The organism is Caulobacter sp. P1_D6 (genome assembly GCF_056406095.1).
Map to the genome: position 1 here is coordinate 205,813 of NZ_JBFUAW010000008.1, position 22,056 is coordinate 227,868.

General features: G+C 71.0%; 11 protein-coding genes. 3 read left to right on the top strand and 8 right to left on the bottom strand.

What is annotated here, in order from left to right:
• Nucleotides 1–80: 80 nt before the first annotated feature.
• From AC1DYP_RS05825 to AC1DYP_RS05840, 4 genes are all read right to left on the bottom strand, one after another.
• Nucleotides 81–6,395: a YDG domain-containing protein gene (locus tag AC1DYP_RS05825; protein ID WP_477045536.1), complete on the bottom strand. Its 6,315-nt coding sequence runs from the start codon at nt 6,393–6,395 to the stop codon at nt 81–83.
• A gap of 27 nt (nt 6,396–6,422) precedes the next feature.
• Complete coding sequence (locus tag AC1DYP_RS05830; protein ID WP_477045537.1) at nt 6,423–8,120, bottom strand: ShlB/FhaC/HecB family hemolysin secretion/activation protein; 1,698 nt, start codon at nt 8,118–8,120, stop codon at nt 6,423–6,425.
• A gap of 253 nt (nt 8,121–8,373) precedes the next feature.
• On the bottom strand, nt 8,374–10,347 hold the full coding sequence (locus tag AC1DYP_RS05835; RefSeq protein ID WP_477045538.1) for a sensor histidine kinase: 1,974 nt from the start codon (nt 10,345–10,347) through the stop codon (nt 8,374–8,376).
• Nucleotides 10,334–11,023 carry a response regulator gene (locus AC1DYP_RS05840; protein ID WP_477045539.1) on the bottom strand — a complete coding sequence of 230 codons (690 nt, stop codon included), beginning with the start codon at nt 11,021–11,023 and terminating at the stop codon, nt 10,334–10,336. Before AC1DYP_RS05840 ends, AC1DYP_RS05835 begins: the two co-directional genes overlap by 14 nt.
• A 380-nt stretch (nt 11,024–11,403) precedes the next feature.
• Between AC1DYP_RS05840 and AC1DYP_RS05845 the strand changes: the two genes are divergently transcribed.
• The gene (locus tag AC1DYP_RS05845; RefSeq protein ID WP_477045540.1) at nt 11,404–12,852 is read left to right on the top strand and encodes an MAC/perforin domain-containing protein; all 1,449 of its coding nucleotides are present in this window, start codon (nt 11,404–11,406) and stop codon (nt 12,850–12,852) included.
• Nucleotides 12,853–12,927: 75 nt separating this feature from the next.
• Here AC1DYP_RS05845 and AC1DYP_RS05850 read toward each other — a convergent pair whose 3' ends face one another.
• Nucleotides 12,928–14,427, bottom strand: coding sequence for an alpha/beta hydrolase (locus tag AC1DYP_RS05850; RefSeq protein WP_477045541.1), 1,500 nt, complete (start codon nt 14,425–14,427; stop codon nt 12,928–12,930).
• A 75-nt stretch (nt 14,428–14,502) separates the two neighbouring features.
• Here AC1DYP_RS05850 and AC1DYP_RS05855 point away from each other — a divergent pair, with 75 nt between their 5' ends.
• Complete coding sequence (locus AC1DYP_RS05855) at nt 14,503–15,978, top strand: LytR/AlgR family response regulator transcription factor (protein ID WP_477045542.1); 1,476 nt, start codon at nt 14,503–14,505, stop codon at nt 15,976–15,978.
• Here the strand turns inward: AC1DYP_RS05855 and AC1DYP_RS05860 are convergent.
• From AC1DYP_RS05860 to AC1DYP_RS05870, 3 genes are all read right to left on the bottom strand, one after another.
• Nucleotides 15,930–19,178: a family 78 glycoside hydrolase catalytic domain gene (locus AC1DYP_RS05860; RefSeq protein WP_477045543.1), complete on the bottom strand. Its 3,249-nt coding sequence runs from the start codon at nt 19,176–19,178 to the stop codon at nt 15,930–15,932. The two genes, AC1DYP_RS05855 and AC1DYP_RS05860, sit on opposite strands and share 49 nt — an antisense overlap.
• A 7-nt stretch (nt 19,179–19,185) precedes the next feature.
• Nucleotides 19,186–19,572, bottom strand: a complete 387-nt coding sequence (locus AC1DYP_RS05865) for a hypothetical protein (protein WP_477045544.1) — start codon at nt 19,570–19,572, stop codon at nt 19,186–19,188.
• Nucleotides 19,573–19,666: 94 nt separating this feature from the next.
• On the bottom strand, nt 19,667–20,278 hold the full coding sequence (locus tag AC1DYP_RS05870; protein WP_477031620.1) for a TetR/AcrR family transcriptional regulator: 612 nt from the start codon (nt 20,276–20,278) through the stop codon (nt 19,667–19,669).
• A 177-nt stretch (nt 20,279–20,455) separates the two neighbouring features.
• Here AC1DYP_RS05870 and AC1DYP_RS05875 point away from each other — a divergent pair, with 177 nt between their 5' ends.
• A complete protein-coding gene (locus tag AC1DYP_RS05875) occupies nt 20,456–22,030 on the top strand; it encodes a carboxylesterase/lipase family protein (protein ID WP_477045545.1) in 1,575 nt (524 codons plus the stop codon).
• Nucleotides 22,031–22,056: the final 26 nt, after the last annotated feature.

Consider the following 22,056-nt stretch of genomic DNA (forward strand, 5'->3'; position numbering starts at 1 on the left):
TCACGCATCCTAGACGTGCAACCGGATAAGCGAAGCTTAAGGCCGACGCCCTCGCCGTGCAGCGGTGGCGCGCCGGCACCCTAGCGCAGCGCCGCCACCGTCAGGCTGCTCCCAGACTGGGCGCCCTGGGGGGCTTGGCCTTCGGTCGTGAGATTGAGCTCGGGATCCCAGTCCAGCGTGAAGTCCGGGCCCTCGTTGAGGTGCTTTAGCGCCGACGAGCCGCCCTGGTCGTTCGACGGCACCGGCCGGATCGTGAACACCGCGCCGATGAAGCTCAGGTCGTAGTTCGCCGACAGGGCCAGCGTCCCGCGGGTGATCCCGTAGTCGCCGGGGTTCTCGCCAGCGGCGCGCGCCAGGGCGCCGGTGAAGGCGTCGCCGGCGGCCAGGTCGCCCACCGTGATGCGATAGCTGAAGGTCGGCTCGACCTGACCGAACGCCTTGAACGCGTTGTCGGCGGCGACCGTCACCGACCGTCGCAGGATGTCGGCCAGGGCGGCGCTGACGCCGGTCAGGCTGTAGTTGCCCGCGTCGGCGCCGGCCAGGACGGCGCCGGACGCCGTCACGGTCTTGCCGGTCCCGGCGTTCCTGTCGGCGAAGGCGTAGGCGCCCGAGGCGGTGACCGTCTCGCCGGCCAGCACGCCCGTCAGGCTGATCGACCCGGTGGCGGTCGTCGTGCCGTCATAGGTCTTGTTGTTGGCCGTCAGCGCGCCGGTCAGGCCCTTCTTGGCGATGTCGGCGGTGTCGGTGGCGGTCGAGGCCAGGGTGTAGTTGCCCGCGTCGGCGCCGGCCAGGGTCACGCCCGAGGCGGTGACCGTCTTGCCGGTCCCGGCGTTCTTGTCGGCGAAGGCGTAGGTCCCCGACGCGGTGACGGTGTCGCCGGTCACCACGCCGGTCAGGCTGACCGATCCGGTGGCGGTCGTCGCGCCGTCATAGGTCTTGTCGTTGGCCGCCAGCACGCCGTTCAGGGCCTTGGGATCGATCCGCAGCGAGCCGGAGGTTCCGGCGGCGAAGGCGTAGTTGAGGTCGGAGGTCAGGCCGCTGGTGACGGCGGTCAGGGTGTAGGTCCCGACGTTCTTGCTGGTCGCGCCGTTGATCACCAGCGCGCCGGTCCAGGCGTCGGTGAAGAGGTCGCCGTTGACCAACCCCGTGACCGTCGCCGAAAGCGACGGGATCGCCCCGTCATAGGTCACGATCTTGCTGTCGGGCGTCACGGTTATGGTCGGCTGGTAGGCGTAGACGAAGCGGTCGCCGTTGTTGACGCCCGCGGTGAAGCCCGAGGCCGCGAAGTCGTAGGCCGTCCCGTAGTAGCTCTTGCCGGACAGGCCGTTGAACGTGTTGCCCGCCGTCGAGCCCTGCGGATCGCCGAACGCCTGGGTGTAGATCAGCCACCGGCCGCCGGCGCTGGCGGCGGTCACCGCGTCGGCCCCGCGGGCGTTGGTGAACACCCCGTCCGAGGCCAGCACCACCGCGTCGCCCGCGCCGTTGGCCCTCACCGTGCCCGTGCCGGCGATGGTCATGCCGCCGTGCGAGGCGATCGACAGGGTCCCCGTGCTCAGCACGGTTCCGCTGACGGTCAGGGCGCGATTGTCGACCAGCTTGAACAGGCCGCCGGTGTTGGTGAAATCGCCCAGCTCGACGATCTCGTTGGCGGCGCGGAAGTTGGCGGCGCCGACCGACGAGCCGGTCAGCTTCTGGGCCAGGATGACGCCGGCCAGGTTCTGGCCGATCGTCCCGTCGGACCGCAGGTCCACCGTTCCGTGTTGGACGTCGACCACGCCCTGCACGATGAAGGCGCTGGTCCCATGATAGGCGAAGCCGCCGTTGGAGACGGTGACCGACAGCAGGTTCGGGATCAGGTTGTCGCCCAGCAGGGTGACGCCGCTTCTCGCGGCCACGGTCAGCGTATCGGCCTTCAGCGCGCCCTGCTCCTGCACGATGTCGGTGAAGGCCTGCAGGGTCAGCCCGCCGCCGACGTCGATCAGCCGGCCGGGCGTCCCGTCGCCGAGCCGCACGCCGCCGGCCAGCGACTGCAAGGTCAGCTGGGCGTCGGCGTCGGCCGCGACCAGCCGCATGTCGCCGATCGCGTTGATCCGCGAGGTCGAGTGCGCCGTCAGCTGGTCCACGGTCAGCAGGCCGGTCGGGCCGTTGATCGTGACCGCGCCGTTGGTCGAGGTGACGGCGCCGATCGCCTGCGGGCCGTTGACGACCTTGATCTTCACGTCGTTCGACGCGCTGACCGTGGTCAGTTTGGCGTTCGTCGTGTGATCCAGGTTGATGTCGGCGCCGCCCGTCGCGCTGCCGACGGTGACCGTCGTGGACGTGCCGGCGGAGGTGACGAAGTTGGCCGCCGTGATCGCGCCCGGCGTCGCGGCCCCCAGGATGGCGGCGCCGCCCGCCAGGGCGTCGACCACCAGGGTGTTGGCGCCCGTACCGGTCAGGGTCGCCGCGCCCAGGCGGGCCGTGCCGCCGTTCAGGGTCCGGACCTGGACCGACAACGCGGCCATGGAATCCACGTCGATGCTCCCGACGCTGCTGTCCGCCCCGGCGAAACTCACGGCGGTGAGCTTGCCCAGATGCCCGCTCTGGGCCGTGACAAGGATATTGCCCGCGTCCACGGTCATGTCGCCGCCGTTGACGACGCCCTGCACGTCGAGGACGATGGTGCCGCCGTAGTGCAGGGTCTTGCCGCTGAAGTCGAAGCCGCCGGCCCGGTCGGTGATGAACCAGGATCCGGTCTGGAGGCCGACCGGCGCCAGGGCGTTGTCCGAGAGATCGCCGCCCAACAGGCTGTAGTTCCCGTCGACGCTGACGCTGGTGGCCACGTCCACCAGGCCGGTTCCACCGTCCAGGAACACCGAGCCGTTGCTCGACGCCGTATCGATGGCGATGGCGTCGGCCGTCACGTCGACCCGGCCGTTGACCAGCCCGGCTCCCGCCGAGAGTTGCGCCGCACCGGTCACCGCGCCGTCCTGGGCGACGATGGTCAGCCGGCGGTCGGCGTGGATGGCCGCGGTCCCCAGGTTCAGGTCGCCCAGAGTGTCGGTGACGGTGACGTCGTGGATGAGGCCGGTGGTGAGGGTTGGAGTCAGCACGTCGCCCAGGAAGTCCTGGGCGGTGACCGTGTAGTCGCCCCCGCCGCTGAAGGCCGCGCCGGTCTCCAGCGTGCCCGCCTGCGCATCGAGCGTGATGTTGTAGCCCGCCAGTTCGTCGATCTTCAGGTCGCCGGTCTGCAGGGTGACGGTCGCGTTGTTGAACTCTCCCGAAGCGACCAGGACGATCGGATTGCTGACCGAGTACGCATTGACCACCGCGTCGCCGAACGCGGAATAGACCTGCAGCCCGTCCGGAGCCGGCGAGCAGCCGCAGCCCGAACTGGGACCGGTCAGGGCGTAGTTGGCGTTGGTGATCAGCGCCGCGGTGTCGGCGCCGAAGGTCGCCGTCCCCGTGTCCGTGGCCTCGACCAGGATCCCGAGGGCCGCCTCGCCGGCGCGCAGCGTCGCGTCGCCGTCGGCCTGCACGACGATGACGCCGTTGGCGCCGTTGACCTTGGCCAGGTCGACCACGGCGTTGCCTGCCGCCTGCACGGCGACGCCCTGGTCGTCCGCCTCGGCCGAGCCGACGAAGACATTGGCGGTGAACGCCGCGACCGTGACCGCGACGCCGGCATGGGCCGACTGGACGTCGGCGTCGCCGGTGCTCGCCACCACCCCGATGATCCCGTCGGCCTCCAGCGTCCCGACATCGACCGTACCGCCGAGGATCGTCAGGTCGTCGCCGCTGGAAATCAGGGTGGCCGCGGTTCCGTCCATCAGGCCGTTGGCGCCGATCTGGACCGGGCCGTCGCCGTGCACCGAACCCGCGATCGTCACCGTGTCGCCGCCCAGCACCACCTCGTCGTCGCTGTTGACGGAGCCGGTCGAGGTCACGTGCAGCAGTCCATCGCTTTCGATGTCGACCAGGCCAGCGCCGTGCACCGCACCGGTGATCGTCAGGTCGTCGCCGCCGCCGCTGTAGAGCTCCACGTCGCCGTTGGCCGCCGTGGCCGCGCCGACGGTCAGGGCGCCGTCCAGCGCCTCGACATAGATGTTGCTGGTGTTGGCCGTGATCGTGCCGAACGAGGCCGGTCCGGTGTTGATGGTGACGTCGACGTCCTCGCCTTCCAGGGTGTCGATCATGGCGCTGGCGTCGAGATAGACCTTGGCGTCGCCGGTGGTCGACCGGACCGTCGCGGTGCCCGTGTTGCCGCCCGTCCGGCTGAAGGTGTTGGCCGTGGTGATGCTCGAAAAGTCGGGCGCGCCCAGGATCGCGTCGCCGCTGCCCGAGACCAGCAGGTCGTGGCCCGCGCCGGTTCCGGTCAGCTCCGCGGCGCCCAGGATCGCGCCGCCGCCCGTGGACGACACGGTGATGTCGCGCCCGGCCGTCGCGGAGTCCAGGTCGATATTGCCCGCCGCCGTGACGGAGACGTCCCGCGTCGCCCGGGCCGACGTCCCGGCGGCCGCGCCGCCCGCCAGGATGGTGACGTCACCGGCGGATATGCCCGTGCCCTGGGTGATCGCCGTGCCGAAAGCGACCGCGCCGTTCGTCGAGGTCAGCCACACGTGGCCGTCGCCCGCGCCGGTCGAGAGTCCGGTGGACGTCAACGTCGCGCCGCCTGCCAGGATGTCGCCGTCGGTGGTCGTGATATCGACATCGTCGGCGGCGGTGGCGCTGGTGACGACTGTGACGTCGCCCGTGGTGGTTGTGATCTGAAGGTCTCGCCCCGCGGAGCCGCTGGTCAGGCTGGCCGAGCCGCCGGTGATGTTCAGGATCGCGGTCGCGTCGCCCGTGCCCAGAATTGCAGCGCCCGCCGCGACGATGACCACGCTGCCCAGCGCCGCGCCTGTCCCCTGGGTCTGGGCCGTGCCGATATTGACGGACCCACTGACCGATCTTGCCAACACATGGCCGTCGTCACTCGCGCCGACGCCTGTCGACCGTAGTGTCGCGCCGCTGGCCAGGACGTTCCCACTGACCGTCGTGACCTCGACATCGTCGCCGGCTATGGCGTTGGTGACGACGGTGGCGTTGCCCGTCGTGGCCGTGACGAAAATGTCCCGCGCCGCCGAACCGCTGGTCAGGCTGGCGGTGACGCCGGTGACCTTGATGTCGCGGGTGGCGGTGGTCGAGCCGGCGCTGGCGGTCGTCGCCGCCTGGATCGTGATGTCGCCGGCCCGCGCGCCGGCGCCTTGGGTCTGGAGCGTGTTGGTGGCGGTGACCGAGCCGGTGTCGGAACGCAGGAGGATGTGCGCATCGTCGCTGGCGCCCAGGCCGGTCGACCTCAGGAAGGCGCCGCCGGCCGTGATGTCGCCGTTGGACGCGGTCAGCTCGATGTCGTCGCCCGCGAAGATGCGGTTGGTCACCGTGACCCCGGTATCGCCGGTCAGGATGGCGTCACGCCCCGTGTCGAGGGTGCTCAGGAAGATGAGCGGAGCGGTGAGCAGGGTGTCGCGCGCCGAGTTGCCCAGGGTCAGCGACACCGAGCCGCCGCTGCCGAGGACGATGTCGCCCGAGGTCGTGGTGGTGGCCGAACCGACCGAGGTGTTGCTGTCCGACGAGACCGTCACGCCGGTCGCGCCCGTGATCGCGCTGACGGTGGCGCCAGGGCCGCCGGCCGTCACCGAGGCCGCGCCGCTGGTGGCCGTGACCTCGCTGGCGGTGATCGAGCCCGAGGTGGTCGAAATGTCCACCGTGGCGCCCGCCGCGATGCCGACGTTCAGGGCGCCGCTGGACGCGCTGAGCAGGACGTTGCCGCTGGAGTCGATCGAGGCGCTGGTCGCCGATGTGATGGAGTTGATCCGGATCAGGGCGTTGGTGGCGGCGCGCAGGTTGGCCAGCGGATCGGCGGCGTCGACGAAGCCGGCGTCCACGATCCCCGTCCCGCGACTGAACAGGAAGCCGCCGCCCGTCATCACCGCGCCCGGCGAGACGATCACGCCCTGCGGCGAGTAGAACCAGATGTTGCCGCCGGCCGAGGCGCCGACCAGGCCCGAGACGGTCCCTCCCGCGTCGATGGCGATCTGGCTGGTCGTCTTGTTCAGGACGATGTCGCTGTTCGCGTCGAAGTGGAAGGTCATCGCGTCGGCGCCGCTCACGTGCAGGCTGGCCCAGTTGATCACCGTGCGCGGTGCGTTCAGGTCGATGTCCAGGTCATTGGCGGTGGGCGCGGTGATCACCGGCTGCGAGCCGCCCGTGGAGACCGAGATGTTGGCCGCCGACGGGATGCCCGGCAGGGTCTGGGCCAGGGCAGGCTGGGCCAGCATCGCCGCCACGCCGCAGAGGGCCGAGGCCGCCAGCAGGCTGGTCCGGCGCGCGGGGCCGGTGCGGAAAGAGATCGGGCGGGTCGGCGGCGAGGTCATGGGGGACGCTCCGGAACTTTCAGCAGGCTAGAACAGGGCGGCGGACAGGGAGATCAGGACGCGCGACGACGGCTCGTCGCCCACGCCGTACGGACTGTCGAACGGCTTGGCCCAGGTCAGGTCGAAGGCCACCCGCGAAGTGACCTGGGCGCGGACGCCGACCCCGGCCGAGGACAGGTCCAGCTCGTTCGCGCCGAAGCCGATGTTCTTCAACTCCGCCGCGTCATAGAAAGCGTAGGGCCGCCAGGCGGCGCGGCCTCCGGCCAGCGGCAGCGGCACGGTGCTGATCTCGACCGAGGCCGAGGCGGCGCGGTCGGCGGAGGCGACCGAAGGGTCGTAGCCCCGCCCGATCGTCAGGTTGCCGACCCCGTATTCCTCGTAGGACAGCAGCGGGTCGTCGGTGTGCTGCCAGGCGACCTTCAGCTTGCCGATCATCGGTCCCGCGCGGCCGCCGATCTCGCCCTCGGCCCGGATCACCGTGGCGTCCGGCACGCCCAGGAAGCGCGAGGCGGTGAACTCGCCATAGCGGCTGGCGCCCAGGCTGTGCACGCCCTGGCGCACCTCGACCGTGCCGGTCAGGGCCACCGAATTGGCCGCCAGGCTGGCCGGGGCGTAGTGGCCGTCCAGGCGGAGGAAGAACACCCGCAGCTTGTCGTCGGTCAGCACGGCCGCGCCGCCGCCGAACTCGACCTTCTGGTCGATCCAGTCCAGCCCGACCCCGATGTTGAGGTTGTGGCGGCGGTGGCGCATCAGCGGATAGGTCAGGCGGACGCCGCCGGCGAACGACTCGCCCTCCAGGTCCAACGGCTTGAGCACGTCGCCCGGCTTGGTCCAGGCCCACGAGCCCGAGAAGTCGGCCGCCAGGCCGTCCCCGCCGATGAAGAAGCGCTCGACCACCTGGACGACCTGCTGCTCGTCGCTGGACAGCGTGCCGTAACCGATGATCGAGGTGCGCTCGCCCAGGGGGGTGAAGCCGTTGAGGTCCAGCCGCGCCAGGGTCAGGTCGCGGCCGACGGTCTTGGAGCCGTAGTTCTGGGCCACGACCGAGCCGTCGACGGCGTCGCGCGACACGGTGATGTCCAGGTCCAGCGCGCCCGGGCCGGCGAGCGAGGGCTTGAGCACCGACTGGATGCGCGCGCCGGGCACGTCGGAGGCCAGCAGCAGGTAACGCTGGGCGACGTCCAGGTCGAACGGCGCCATGCCGCGCAGATGGTCGAGGAAGCGCACGACCTGCTTCTGGGCCGGGCCGGCGTCGCCGTGATAGTTCACCGAGGCGATCCGCGCCTCGACCACCGTCAGGGTCAGCTTGCCCTCGGCGATCCGCTGCTCGGGAATGACCACGCTGGCCAGCACGCCGCGCCGCAGATACAGCGCCGCGGCCCGGTCGCGGATGTCGCAGACCACGCTCAGCGGCGCCTCGCGGCCGATGAACTCGGCATAGGTCGAGGCCAGGGCCTGGTCCGACAGCGCCAGGGCTCCCGCCGTCGCGCCCTGGAACTCGACCGCCTTCAGGGTGACCTTGATGGGACTGTCGCGGAAGGCGCAGGGCCCCGCCTCGACGCCCTTGAACAGGTCGCCGCGCGGCGCGGCCGCGATCGGCGCGGCGCGCGCGGGGTCCAATTCCTGGCGCGAGGGCAGGGCCACCTGGGCCGCCGCGGGGGTCGCGGCGAGCAGGGCCGCGCCCAGACACGCCATGGCGCTCGCGCCCATGACGGCGCGACGCATCCTGAACAAAACTCGCAACAGCCCCTCCGGCCACCCAGCGTGGCGCCGCCCATTTTCGCGGCACTATGCCGCAAATCTTAACCGGATAACAGCGATCGCGGAACGATCCGCCCGAAGACGCGCTTACGCGACGCCGTAGTCATGGTCTTCCGGGGCGGTCGGCGTTGTCGGATCAGCCGGGTCGAGCGCGGATACCTTCAGAGGATCATGCCCTTAAGCCGCCGCGTGGATGACCCCTACCGATGTGAGGCTGCTATTCCGCCGCCTGGCGCGGCTCGGCCGCCGGCTTGACGACGGGCAGCGCCAAGACCAGGCACGCGCCCTGCTCGCTCGGGGCCCAGACGATGGTCGCGCCGATCGCCTCGGCGCGGCGCAGCTGGTTGGCCAGGCCGCGGCCGCCGTTCGACGGCGCGGCCGGGTCGAAGCCGGCGCCGTCGTCGCGCACCCGGATCTCCACGCGGTCGCCCACGGCGGTCACCGAGACCCGGATCTCGCCGGCTCCCGAATGCTTCAGGATATTGGCGAAGGCCTCCTGCAGGATGCGCAGGATGTGCAGGGCGTGGCGTTGGTCCAGCCACTCCAGGGGCGGCACGTCGTCGGCGTTCCAGATCAGCTTGACCCCGCTGGCCTCCAGCCTCGGCTGCAGCCGGAACCGCAGGGTGGCCAGCAGCAGCAGCAGGTCGGTCTCGACCGGCTCCATCGAGTCGATGGTCAGCTTCAGGTCGTCGATGCAGCCGCGCAGCACGCCGACCAGGTCGAGCTTGGCCGCCCGTCCGTTCTCGACCACGCGCAGCGCGCCGACCAGGGTCGAGCCCAGGCCGTCGTGCATGTCCTGCATCAGCCGCTGACGCTCCTGGTGCAGCAGTTCGCGGTGCTCGACCTCGCGCAGCCGCGCGTGGCTGTCGGTCAGTTCGGCCTCGCGCTGGGCCAGGCGCCGGGCGAGGTCGGCCTTGGCCAGGGTCGCCGTCTCCAGCGCCTCGATGTAGCGGCGGAACATGATGTACCAGAAGACGATGGTGATCCCGACGCCGGCGAAGTTGGTCAGGAACACGCTCTCGATGTTCACCAGGTTCTGCTGCAGGCCCCAGTCGTAGGCCCCGGCCCCGATGGCCAGCAGGCTCCAGGCCGACAGCAGCATGGCGAAGGTCGAACCGGCCCGCACCGACTGCCGCATCCCGTTCACCGACACCACCAGGCCGACGATCAGGATGTTGATGTAGACCAGGGACGAGATCAGCGTCGCGTCCAGCAGGCCGGGCAAGGTGGCCAAGGTCCAGGCCGCGCCGTTGGCGACGATCGCCCAGGTCAGGCGGGGCTGGCGCACGCCGTGGAGCTGGGCCGCGAACAGGTGCAGCACGATCATCATCCAGTAGAGCGAATTGACCGTGATCCAGCCGAACCAGGCGTCTGAGACCATCAGCGGCTGCAGGCCGACGAAGGTGTGCAGCATGCGCAGGAAGCAGACCACCGACATCAGGAAGAACAGCAGGTAGATCGGCTCGCCCCGCCGGCTGAACCAGACGAACAGGGCGAAGACCCCGGTGGCCAGGAACGAGGCGGCCGAGAAGGCCGGCAGTCTCACCTGGAAGGTGTCGCGCAGGTCGTAGCGCGGCGCCAGCTGGCGATGCGTCCCGATCCAGACCGACGAGAACGCCCCGCCGATGCCGCGCACGTGCTGCAGCCGCAGGTCCAGGGTGCGCGGCGGATGCGAGCTGGTGGTGTGCGGCAGGGCGATCCAGATCGGCTGGTTCGAGCCGTTCCATTGCAAGTTGGCGTGCGACTGGTAGACCAGCGCGCCATCGGCGTAGACGGCCAGCGAGCCGTCCGACTTCCAGCGCGGAATGTAGAGGTAGAGCTGCTCGCCGTCGTCGGCCAGGGCCGGGACGTCCAGGCTGTACCAGCTGACCTGGGTGGCGATGCGCTGGGGCGAGGGATCGGTGCTGGGCAGCCAGGCCGGGGCCGGGGCGTAGGGCAGCCGCACCACCGCGGCCCCGTCGCGCGGAACGGCTCCCGCGCTGGTCGCCGGGGGCGGCTGGTAGCCGGTGGTGTCGTACCGGACGAGGCTGGCCGAGCCGATCCGCTCGCCGCCGCCGGCCATCGAGATCGCCAGGGCCAGGACGACGAGGATGGCCGCCGCCGCCGCGAAGCCGAGCCAGGACGGCCACCGCGCGAACGGCGGCGCGGCGCCGGAGGCCACCTCGGACGAGGCGGAGCTAGAGAAGCCCATGGGCCCGGGCCTCGAACACCGCCTCGGTCTTCGAGCGGACCTCCAGCTTGGTGTAGATGCGCCGCACGAAGGTCAGCACCGTGTTGCGCGAGACGTTCATCAGCTCGGCGATCTCGTCGAACGAGAAGCCCCGGGTGATCAGTTGCAGGGTCTCCTGCTCACGCTCCGACAGGCTGGGCGCGGCGGCCTTGTCGGCGGCCGCCGCGTCGGTCGAGACCGGCTTCTCGTCGGGCCGGAAGCGCATCAGCACCTGGCGGGCGATGCGCGGGCTGATCGGACTGCCGCCGCCGTGCAGCACGCGGATGTCCTCGGGGATGGCCGGCAACGCGCTGTCCTTGAGCAGGTAGCCGCTGGCGCCGGCCTCGATCGAGGCGATCACGTGCCGCTCGTCGGCGAAGGTGGTCGAGACCATGATGGCGCAGTCGGGCCACACGGCGTGGGCTTCGCGGATGACGTCGATGCCCGAGCCGTCGGGCAGGCCCAGGTCCACGACCAGAACGTCGGCCGCCGGGCCCCGCAACAGGATCCGCGCCTGGGCCACGGTGGCCGCCACGCCGATCACCGAAAGGTCCGACGCGGCGCCCACCGCCGCGCGGAAGGCGTCCTGAAAGGCCACGTCGTCCTCGACCAGGACGATGGCCAAGGGAGTGGGATGGGGCGTCGCCTCGGTCGTCATGTCCCTCCCCTGCGCGCGTCGACCGGAAAACCCGATCCCATAAGGATTCGCAGAGCTCGCGCGAGTTGACGTCATCATATCTTGCGACAGGCCGAACGTTGCTCTCCGAGCGTCGACGAGGCAACTAGGCGTTGCTTGGGTCATCGAGACGAACCTTCGCGAAAGACGCGGGGAGCAAGCAAGAACGCCGGGGGGCGCGCGGGGGGCGAGGGACGAGGGACGCCAGGTCGGCGTCGTCCGGCTGGGGGCCGGACGACGATCAGCTCAGGCGTCCCTCGTCGAGCCCCACCGCATCCTCCCGCCAAGTGCGCCGCGATCCTGGTGGGCGGCCTTGAGCGCCACCACGGCCAAAAAAAACAAATTTCGTCAGGGAGGGCGGCATGCCCAATTTCAACACGACTCTCGAAATCTGCGCGATCGATTCCCGGGCCGGCAACATCTTCGGCTCCGGCGTGAACTGCATCACCGGCGGCGTGGTGTCCGGGGCCAACTGCGTCGGGAACATCGTCAAGCTGGCGCCGCAACAGCGCAACCAGGACAATCTCAACGTCAAGGTCGTCAAGAGCAGCTCGGACTTCTCCGATTTCCTGAACGCCGGCGGCGCCGTGTCGGCCTCGGGCCTGAGCTGGTCCGCCACCGCCTCGGTGGCCTTCGCCAGCGCGAACGCCTCGACCGACACCTCGATGTCGTACATGGCGCTGCGCGACGTTCGCACCGCCGACATCTATCTCGACATCACCAAGGCCACGATCTCGGCCGACGCCCTGGCCTTGCTGGGCGGTCCCAACGGCCCGACCAACTTCATCAACCGGTATGGCACCCATTGCGTGATCGGGGTTTCGTACGGCGGCTCGTTCGCCGGCTACATCCGCCTGGACACCCACTCGGCCAGCCACAAGGAATCGATCTCGGCCTCGATGTCGGCCTCGGCCTCGGGCTTTGGGATCAAGGGCTCCGTCAACGCCGACTTCAGCACCGGCCTGAGCTCGATCGTCGGATATTATGACCTGACCTCCAACTCCAGTCTGGTCGGGGCCTCCCCCGGCGCCGGCTTCAGCCGCACCGACCCGGACGGCATGCTCGGCGCCGCCCAGGCCATCATCCTGAGCGACAGCGGGATCCCGGACGTCAAGGGCGCGCCCGTCTCCTTCATCTGCGTGACCTGGGACCAGTTCTCGCAGATCCAGCAGAAGCTGAACGACATCGGCCAACCCAACGCGCTCAGCCTCGGCTCGGCGCTGAACGCCCTGAGCCAGCTGTCGGCGGAATACGCGGCGCTGAGCTATATCATCGGCACCTGCCGCAGCATGATCACCAACGGCGAGTTCGCCATCCCCGCCCAACGCGGTCTGGCCGGTCGACTGATCAGCGCCGCCACCGCGGGTCAGGCCACGATCCAGAGCCAGAGCCTGGCCCAGCTGCAGGCGATGTCCTCCGGCGTGCCGCAGAGCCTGCTGATTTCCGGCGGGTTGAACGACCAGGTGCAGGCGCTGACGCACAATTCGCTGCGGATCAACGTGGCCTGGTACACCGACGAGGCCTTCGTCAACTGGGGCCAGCACAGCAGGGTGGTCAACGTGCCGATGAGCACCATGCCCAGCATCATCTCGGTCGATCACAAGGACGGGGTCGCCAACCTCTATGTCCACGTGGGCAGCGACCCGCAGGGCGACTACCTGGTCACGCGCTGGTACTGGAACGACGACTATCTGTTCGACAGCGCGCGCGTCGACATCGGTGGCGACGCCATCAACACGACCGTCGCCAGGGCGCAATGGACCGGCGCGGCCTGGAACAACATCTCGGCCAACCTGGTCGACCAGGCCTGAATCCAGATCGTCCGAAGACGGACGGATCACCGTGGAGGACGCCCTGACCGGCGCCCTCCACGGCTTCCGTTTCCATCACGCCAGCCGGAACTTCGGCGGCGGCAGGCTCAGGCGGGTGTCGGCCACCGCCTCGCCGCGGAAGAACCGCACCAGCAGGGCCTGCACGTCGGGATGGGCCTCGAAGACGTTGTGGCCGGCGTTCTCGACGATCACCCGGGACTTGCGCTGGAACTGGGCCGCCACCTCGTCCTGCTCGGCCAGCGGCGTGCGGCCGTCCAGCGTGCCGGCGACCAGCAGGGCGGGATGGTCGATGCGGATCGAGGTCCGGAAGGCTTCGCCCAGGTCGGCGCCCGGGACGGCGCCCAGCAGCTGCGGCATCGGGAAGTTCAGCGCCTCGCCCAGCACGGCGGTCTTCGCCTCGCGCCGGATCAGGGCCAGGCGGCCCGGCGAGATGCCGGACGCCAGGTCCGTGGCCTCGGGCATGCCGGTCACGCCCAGCAGGTCGGCCACATCGCCCAGGAACGGCGCCAGAACGTCGGTCCGCCCGCCGTCGAGGGCCAGGTACAGGCCCGGCAGCATGGACAGGGTGTTGGGATTGGCGATCAGCCCGCCCGCCAGCAGCTGGACGCCGAAGCCGCCCATTCGGATCTCGCCCGGCGCGCCCTTCAGCGTGACCTTCGTCACGGCCGGCCGCGCCTCCAGATTGGCGTGCACGCGGCGCATCAGGGCCGGCAGGTCCGGCACGGCGGCGCGGACGGCCGGGTCGGCGGCCAGCAGGTCGTCCACCTGGCGCAACAGCGCGTCGGTCCGCGCCGGGCGCTTCACCGTCTGGTCCTGGCCCTCCAGGCTGGCCAGGGCCACGCGGTTCACCCTGTCGCCGTGGCGCTTGAGCACGCTGAGCGCCAGGTGCGAGCCGTAGCTGATGCCCCAGAGGTCGATCTTCTCCGCGCCCAGATGGCGTCGCAGATCATCGATGTCGTCGGCGTTCTGCTCGGTGTTGTAGCCGGTCATGGCCACGCCGCCCTTGGTCCAGTCGACCCAGGCTTTCTGGAACTCGTCGCGGAAATACGACGTCAGTCCGGCTTCCGTGAACACCGGCGGCGGGCGCGTCGAGGCCGGCCGCGCCGGGATGCTCCTGGACAGGCCCGTGCCGCGCTGGTCGAAGGCGATGACGTCGGCCACTTCGCGCAGCGCCATGAAGATCGGGAAGCGGGGTCCGGTCGCCGCCCCCGTCCCCTCGCCGCCCGGACCGCCCGCCAGGTAGACGATCGGCGGACCGGGCGTGGCCGACGTCGAGGCGAAGCGGACATAGCCCAGCCGGATCTTCCGCGAGCCGGGATCGCGCCGATCCTCCGGGACCTCGAAGAAGCCCCGCTCGGCGTCGGTCTCCTGGCCCTTCCGGTCCTTGAAGCGGAAAGGGCCCGCCTGCGTCGGAGCGGCGGGGGCCTGGCCAAACGCCAGGGCGGGAAGGGCAAGGACCGGAAGGGCGAGGCCGGCGGCGGAGAGCAGGGCGCGGCGATTGAGCGAGATGTGGGTCATGCCGACAGCTGAGCCGTCGGCGGCGCCGTCCGCCACGCCGCTTCGGTCAACGGCGCCCCGTCATCGGCGAATGGCGGCGCATCTCGGCGAGCGGCGCCTTAGAGTGGGACCATGTTCCGAACCCTGCTTCTCGGCCTGCTCCTGGCCGGCCTGACGACCCTGGCCCACGCCGGGGATACGCAATGGCAGGCCTGCCGCGGCGCGGCCGGGCCGGACGGCCCTGTGCTCAGCGACTGCCGCCCGATCCAGGATTTCGTCGATCCCCAGGGCCGCGAGCTCTGGATCCGCTCCACGATCGCCGTCCCGAGCGACACCCGGCCCCGCGCCCTCTATGTGGCGGGCGTCGCCTCGTCGGAGGTCTGGCTCAACGGCAAGCCCCTGGGCGTCAACGGCCGCCCCGGCGCCACGGCCCGGGAAGAGACCCCTGGGCGCTACCAGGCGGTCTTCCCGATCCGCGAGACCGCCTGGCGGCCCGGCGCGAACACCCTGGTGCTGCACCTGTCGTCCTTCCACGGCGGCCTGCGGTTCGCTCGCCCGATGAGCGCGATCGTCGTCCTGCCCCATCCCTATCCGTCGCGCATCGCGCTGCTGGCGGTCACCTTCGTGACGGCCGGCGCCCTGCTGGCGGCGGCGTTCGGCTTCGGCGTCATCCACGCCATGCGCCGCACCGGGTCCAGCCTGCTCCTGGCCGCCATGGCCGGGGTCGCGGCCCTGCAGGCCATCGTCGAGACCCTGCGGACGATGTTCGACTACCCCTATCCCCTGCACGCCTGGCGGATGAGCGCGATCTGGCTGCTGGCGGCCGCCTTCGCGGTCCTGCTGGTCAGCTATGTGGCAACCCGGTTCCTGCCCAGGGCGCGCGGCCTGATGATCGGCCTGGCCCTGGGCGTGGTCGGCGCCACGGCCCTGCTTCCGGGCTTCGACTTCAAGACGGTCTGGGCGCTGATCCTGGGGGTGGCGCTGGCCGCCCTGCCGGCCGCGGCCGGCGTGTGGGACAAGCGACCCGGCGCGCGGCTGACCCTGGCCTATCTGGCGCTGTTCCTGGTGCTGGCCCTGGGCTTCCCCGAATGGCTGGCCGACTTCTCCTACTTCCTACTCGCCGCCGGCCTGGTGCTGCCGCTGCTGGTGGTCGAGATGGTGCGGCTGGGCCGCGACGACCGGGGCCGCGAGGCCGCCCTGACCCGCGCCGCCAGCCGCCCCGACCGCCTGACCGTGGCCTCGGCGCGCGGCGTCGAGCTGGCGCCCCTCGCCGAGATCCTGGCCGTGGTGGGCGCCGACGACTATGTCGAGCTGCGAATGGCGGGCGGCCGCAGCTTGCTGCACGCCGCGCGCCTGGACGGTCTGACGACCCAGCTGCCGGCGAACTTCCTGCGCATCCACCGCTCGGTGATCGCCAATCTGGACCACGTGCAGCGGCTGGAGCGCGACGGCGACCGCTGGCGGCTGCACCTGAACGAGGGTCCGCCCCTGCCCGTCAGCCGCTCCCGCCAGCCCGCCCTGCGCGAGGCCCTGGACGCGCCTCCTCCCGTGGAGACGATTCAGGCCGGCCTGAACCGGAAGGTCCATTCCCCCGCCCCCACCCCATAGCCGGCCGCGGCGCCTCGCCGGCCGAGCCAACGCGCGCCCGGGGGCGGACGGGTCAGCCGCGCGCCGCCGTTCGGGAGCCAGACCTCGCCGTCGCACGCGCCCGGAATGGCGACGTCCAGCGTGACCGCGCTGTCGGACTCGCGACGCCAGCGTGAACCGACCTCGCCGCGCGGCGTGACCAGACGGGCTCCCGCCCCGGTCAACCCGTCGGGCACGACCGGACGCACCTGGACGCGCGCATAGCCCGGCGCGGCAGGCCGGATGCCCGCCAGGCCCTCGTAGAACCAGCTGCTGATCGAGGCGAAGTAGTGGTGGTTCCATGAGCGGGAGCCCAGGCCCCAGCCCTCGGGCATGCTGCGGATGTCGTTCTTCAACCAGAAGCCCCAGCTGGGCTCGTCGGTGCGGGTCACGACCTTCCAGACCACCTCGCCATGGCCGTGGTCGCTGAGCAGGCGCGGCAGGTAGCGCAGGGCGTAGACCCCGACGTCCAGCTTGTAGCCCTTCGCGGCGATGTCGGCGGCCAGGCCGTCCATCACCGCCTGGGCCTGTCCGTCTGGAACCAGGCCCAGCGCCACCGGCAGCACGTTCATGGTCTGGGCGTAGGGCGCGGGCTTGCCGCCCTCGGCCGGCGCGACATAGCGCCTGGCCGCCGCGTCCCAGTAGCGGGCGTTGTAGGCGGCGCGGACCTTGGCCGCGAGCTCGGCCTGTCCGGTCGCCTTGAGCATGTGGAAGGCGAAGGCGGTCGAGGTGGCGTCGACGGGCCCCGTCGGCCCGGCGGCGGCGTATTCGCCCAGGCCGTGGTCGTAGCGATAGTCCGGCGCCTTCAGGAAACCCGCCGTGTAGTCGGCCAGGCGCTTCTGCATCCCGCGCAACCGGGCCCCGATCCGGTCGTCGCCGAACCGCAGGGCCAGCTCCTCGGGCAGGATGAAGGCGGCGACGTCCCAGGCGGGGGTCGGCCCCCAGATGTAGTTCCAGCCCGGCGAGTTCTCGAACCCGTAGAACGGCGTCGAGGGCACGATCTCGGGCAGCTCGCCGCTGGGCGCCTGGGCGTCGACGAAGTCGCCCAGCCATTTCTCCCAGGTGCGCACGACGTCGAAATTGATCGCGGCGGCGGCCGAGGACGCCTGGGCGTCGCCGGTCCAGCCGTTCTTCTCCAGGCTGGGGGTGTCGGTCTGGGCGGCGTGCAGGTTGTTCAGCAGGCCCTGGCGGGCGGCGTCGTGGATCTGGTTGACCAGGTCGTCGCCGCAGTCGAATTCGCCGTTCGAGGCCACCGCCGAGTGGATCTCGACGGCGACCACCGCGTCGGCGGCGGGCGGTCCTTCCAGCCCCGTGACCTGCACATAGCGGAAGCCGCCATAGCCGAAGGCCGGCCGCCAGGTCTCGCGCCCTGTCCCGGCCAGGGTGTAGCGATAGGTCATCAGCTGGGCGTCGATCAGCCCGCTGGCGACCTGGATCGCGCCGTCCTTGCGCAGCTTCTCGGCCAGCACCATCGACACCGTCCGCCCGGCGGGACCGGCGGTGTTGAGCTCCGGCGCGCCCGTGCGGATGCGGCCGAAATCGAACAGCCAGACGCCGGGTTTCACTTCTTTCACCGACACGGCCGCATGGCGCGCGACCGGCGCGATCGGCTCGTGGACGGCGGCGACCAGGCGACCGGCCGGCCCCTTCGCCGTCAGGGCCGGGTCCCAGGCGTGGTCGTCGAAGCCGCTCGCGCGCCAGCCGGCGGGCTCGCGTCGGGCGTCGCGCCGCTCGCCGGCATAGATCGAGTCCCACAGGCAGGGACCGTCCAGGGTCCGCCAGGTCCCGTCGCTGATCAGCACCTGGGTCGAGCCGTCGGCCAGCACGATCTCCAGCCGCGCCTTCAGCGCCGGCTCGGCGGTCCAGGGCGCCTTGTGGAAATACCATTCGTTGGGCTCGGTCACGCCGTACCAGCCGCGCCCCAGCTCGGCCGCCAGCACGTTGTCGCCCGCCTTCAGCAGGTCGGTGACGTCGTGGGTCTGGTAGAGCACGCGCTTGTCGTAGGCCGTCCAGCCCGTGGCCATGGCATGAACCCCGACCGGCCGGCCGTTCAGGCTGAGCGCCGCCCAGCCGCCGGCGGCGGTGTAGAGCCGTGCCCGGACGATCGTCCCGTTCACAACGAAGGCCCGTCGCAGCAAGGGCGCGGGATGGGCCAGGGGCGCGACGATGTCCTTGCCGGGCACGCCGGCCGCGATCACCAGGCCCCGGTCGCCGACGTCGCCGCCGGTGAAGGGATTGTCGCCGTCCGGGAACGTGCTGGCGAAGCCCGGCCGATCCGGCGCCTTCAGCTCGACGGCGTGGATCGTCGCGGCCTCGGCCTCGGGGGCCAGGAAGCCGAAGGTCCCCTCCCCCTGGGTCGCGTCGTCCAGCGTCCCGACCGGCGCGCCGTCCAGGGCGAAGCGCAGCGACGTCCCCTTGGCCTCGATCGTCAGGCGCCGACGACGGCCGGCCAGCGGGACGAGCGTGGGCGGCAAGGGCCAGACCTGCAGACGCCTCAGCTTGACCGCCGGGCTGGAGCCGCCGGGATATTGCCGCACCTGCAGCATCAGCGACGGCGCGCCGTCCACCTCGCCGACGCGCAGCATGTAGGCCTCGCCGTAGGTCTTGCCCTCGGGACGGGCCCGGAACAGCACGTCGAAGAACCGGCCCTTCAGGGTGAAGTCGATCGTCAGGGTCTGGTCGGCCCAGCCCTTGGGCGGGGCCGGGCGGCGACCGATCCAGGCCGCGTCGCCCCAGTCGGCGGGCGACAACAGCCCCATCTCGAAGGCGGCGGGCGCGCTCCAGGCGCCGGGCCGGCCGGACGCGTCCCACAGGCGGACGCGCCAGACCCGGCGGTCGCGCGCCGCCMGGGGCGGCCCGGCGTAGGCGGCCTCGACCGTGTGGACGCCCGCGACCTTGCCGCTGTCCCAGGTCATGCGGCCGGCCAGCAGATCCGCCTCGGCCCCCGCGACCTGCACGCGCCAGGCGCTCTGGCCGGCGACCGGCGGCCGCCACATCAGCCTGGGTTGCGGCTCGTCCAGGCCGATCGGATCGACCGCGTATTCGGCGCGAGGCTGGACGGGCGCGGCGGTGACGCCGCCGGCGTCGCCCTTGGAGGTCGCGGCCAGGCTCTTGTCCGCCGCCAGCCAGCCGGCCAGGGCAGCCGCCCCGCCCAGGGCGCCGCGTCGCGTCGTGCCGGTCATCGCAAGATCAGTTCGCGGCGGGCGCGGCCGGGGTCGCGGGGGCCGGCACCTTGGCCAGGGCCTCGCCCAGGGCCTTCAGGCCCTCTTCGTCGAGATTGGCCTGCGGGAAAGCCGCCAGCTGGCGCGGCGTGAAGTTCTTGATCACCTGGGCGGTGTTGGCCTGTTCCTCGGGCGTGGCCTCGGGCTGGCCGGCCGCCTCGCCGCGCTTGCGGAAGAACTCGCCGAACACGGTGCGGGCGTTGGGGTCGGCGAAGATGTCGGCGATCTTGGTGTCGAGGGTGAAGTAGGGCTGGGCCGCCGCCGCCTGCCGCGCGAAGGCCGCGCTGGGCGCCGCGCCGCACAGAGCCATCGCCATCACGCCCGCCGCCAGGGCCGTCATCGTCGTCCGCGCCATCGCTTCATCTCCCCTTGCCTTGCGTCCGCCCTACTTGGCGGCGCGAGTTATCGACGATCACGTTATGCAGATGCATAACGAAAGTCGAGAGGTCTCAGCGCACCATGATCGCCACCAGCGCGTCGGCATGGTCCTCGATCACCTTCGGATCCGAGGGATCCAGGCCCCACACTCGCCGGACCTCCGGCGCCAGGGTGTAGAAGAGCTGGGCCGCGCCCACGAAGATGTAGACCGAGGCCGCCACCGAGACCTTGGGCAGGATGCCCTCCTTCTGGCACAACACGATGAAGCGCTCGGCGGCGTTGCGGGTCTCGACGATGAATTCGTCGGCCGCCCAGCGAAATCGCTCGCTGTCGCGCACGCTCTCCTGGACCATCAGTCGGGCGTGTTCGGGATGACGGGCCGAATAGAGCACCACCGAGCGGATCACGGCCTTGGCGAAATCCCGGTACGAACCATGGGCCGGGTCGCCGGGCGCCGGCAGTTGCAGCTCCTCGGCCTGACGCTTGAACAGGAAGCTGACGGCGGCGCGCCACAAGGCGTCCTTGTTGTCGAAATGATACTTGATCAGCGCATGGTGGACGCCGGCCTTGGCGGCGATCTCCCGCGTCGACGCGCCCTCGAAGCCCTGCTCGGAGAAGATCTCCAGGGCCGCCTGGAGGATGCTGGCCTGGGTGGCCGCCTTCTGGCGCGCGCGAATGTTCAAGACGGAATCCTCGTGGAATCGGGTTCGACGCAACCTGCGCGCGGGGACGTGAGACTAGCAATAGTCGCACGGGAATGGAAATTGGCTCACCAATCGGTGAATCAGTCTCGACATTTCATTATACAACTGCATAACGTAACATATGGGACGGACCGAGAGAGTCCGAGGGAAACGCCGATGCTCGACTTGCGCCCGAAATCCACCCTGACCCGCCGCGTCGCGCCCGTGCTAGCCGTGGCGATCAGCCTGGCGGCCTGCGGGGCCAAGAGCCAGACACCGGCGCCGACCGCACCTCTGGCGCCCGTCGAGGCGACGGTGGCGAGCGGCGGCCTGCGCGGCTACCTCGAGAACGACGTGCGGATTTTCAAGGGCGTGCCCTACGCCCAGCCCCCTGTCGGCCCGCTGCGCTGGCGGCCGCCGCAACCGGCCCAGGCCTGGGCCGGCGCGCGCGACGCCCAGGTCTTCGGGTCCGACTGCATGCAGAACCGGGTGGGCTGGGACGACACCCAGACCAAGCTGCCGGTCAGCGAGGATTGCCTGACGCTGAACGTCTGGACGCCCGCCAGCGCCACGAAGGCCCCGGTGATGGTGTGGATCCACGGCGGCGGCTACGTGATGGGTTCGGGCAGCCAGCCGGTGTTCGACGGCGCGGCCCTGGCCCGGCGCGGCGTCGTGGTCGTGACCTTCAACTACCGCCTGGGACGCTTCGGCTTCTTCGCCCACCCGGCCATCGACGCCGAGCATCCCGACGAGCCCAAGGCCAACTACGCCTTCATGGACCAGGTGGCCGCCCTGGCCTGGGTCAAGGCCAACATCGCCGCCCTCGGGGGCGATCCCAGCCGCGTGACGATCTTCGGCCAGTCGGCGGGCGGCGGCTCGGTCAGCCAGCTGATGCTGATCCCGCAGGCCCAAGGCCTGTTCCAGCAAGCCGTCGTCCAGTCGGGCGGCGGCCGCGACGTCTGGCCGTTCCTGGCGACCGACCGGCCGGGCAAGGTCTCGGCCGAGAGCATCGGCGTCGCCTTCGCCGACAAGGCCGGCGCGAAGAACGCGGACGCCGCGGCCCTGCGCGCCCTGCCCGCCGCCAAGCTGCTGGGCAAGCTGGACCTGCTGAACGGCGAGGAAGCCACCTTCTCCGGCCCCGTGGTCGACGGCCGCCTGGTGACGGGTTCGGCCGTCGAGGGTTTCGCCGCCGGCAAGCAGGCCAAGGTCCCGCTGCTGATCGGGGCCAACAGCGACGAGCTGGGCATCATCCCGAGCTTCCTGAAGGGCATGTTCGCCGGCCGGCTGATCGGCCAGTTGGGCCTGCCCGAGGACCGGCTGCTGGCTGTCTACGGCGACAAGTCGGCGATGAACGCCGACCTGCCCAGCGACGCGACGTTCGTCGAGCCCGCCCACGCCCTGGCCGGCCGCGCCGCCAAGTCCGGCCAGCCCGTCTGGACCTACAGCTTCGGCTACGTGGCCGAGGCCAAGCGCAAGGACTGGCGGGGCGCGCCGCATTCCAGCGACCTCGGCTACGTCTTCGACACCCTGGGCAAGCTGAAGGATCCGCCCTCGCCCGCCGACCAGGCGACGGCGACGCGCTGGGCCGACACGTGGGCGACCTTCGCCAAGACCGGCGATCCCGGCTGGCCCCGATACGACCCGGCGACCGACCAACGCATGACGGTGGCCAACGACGGCGCGGCCTTGAAGCCGACGCCGGACCGCATCCGCGCCCTGGGAGCCCTGAGGGACGACCAGGCCGGACGCTGAACAGACAACAAGAAAGAGGGGAAACA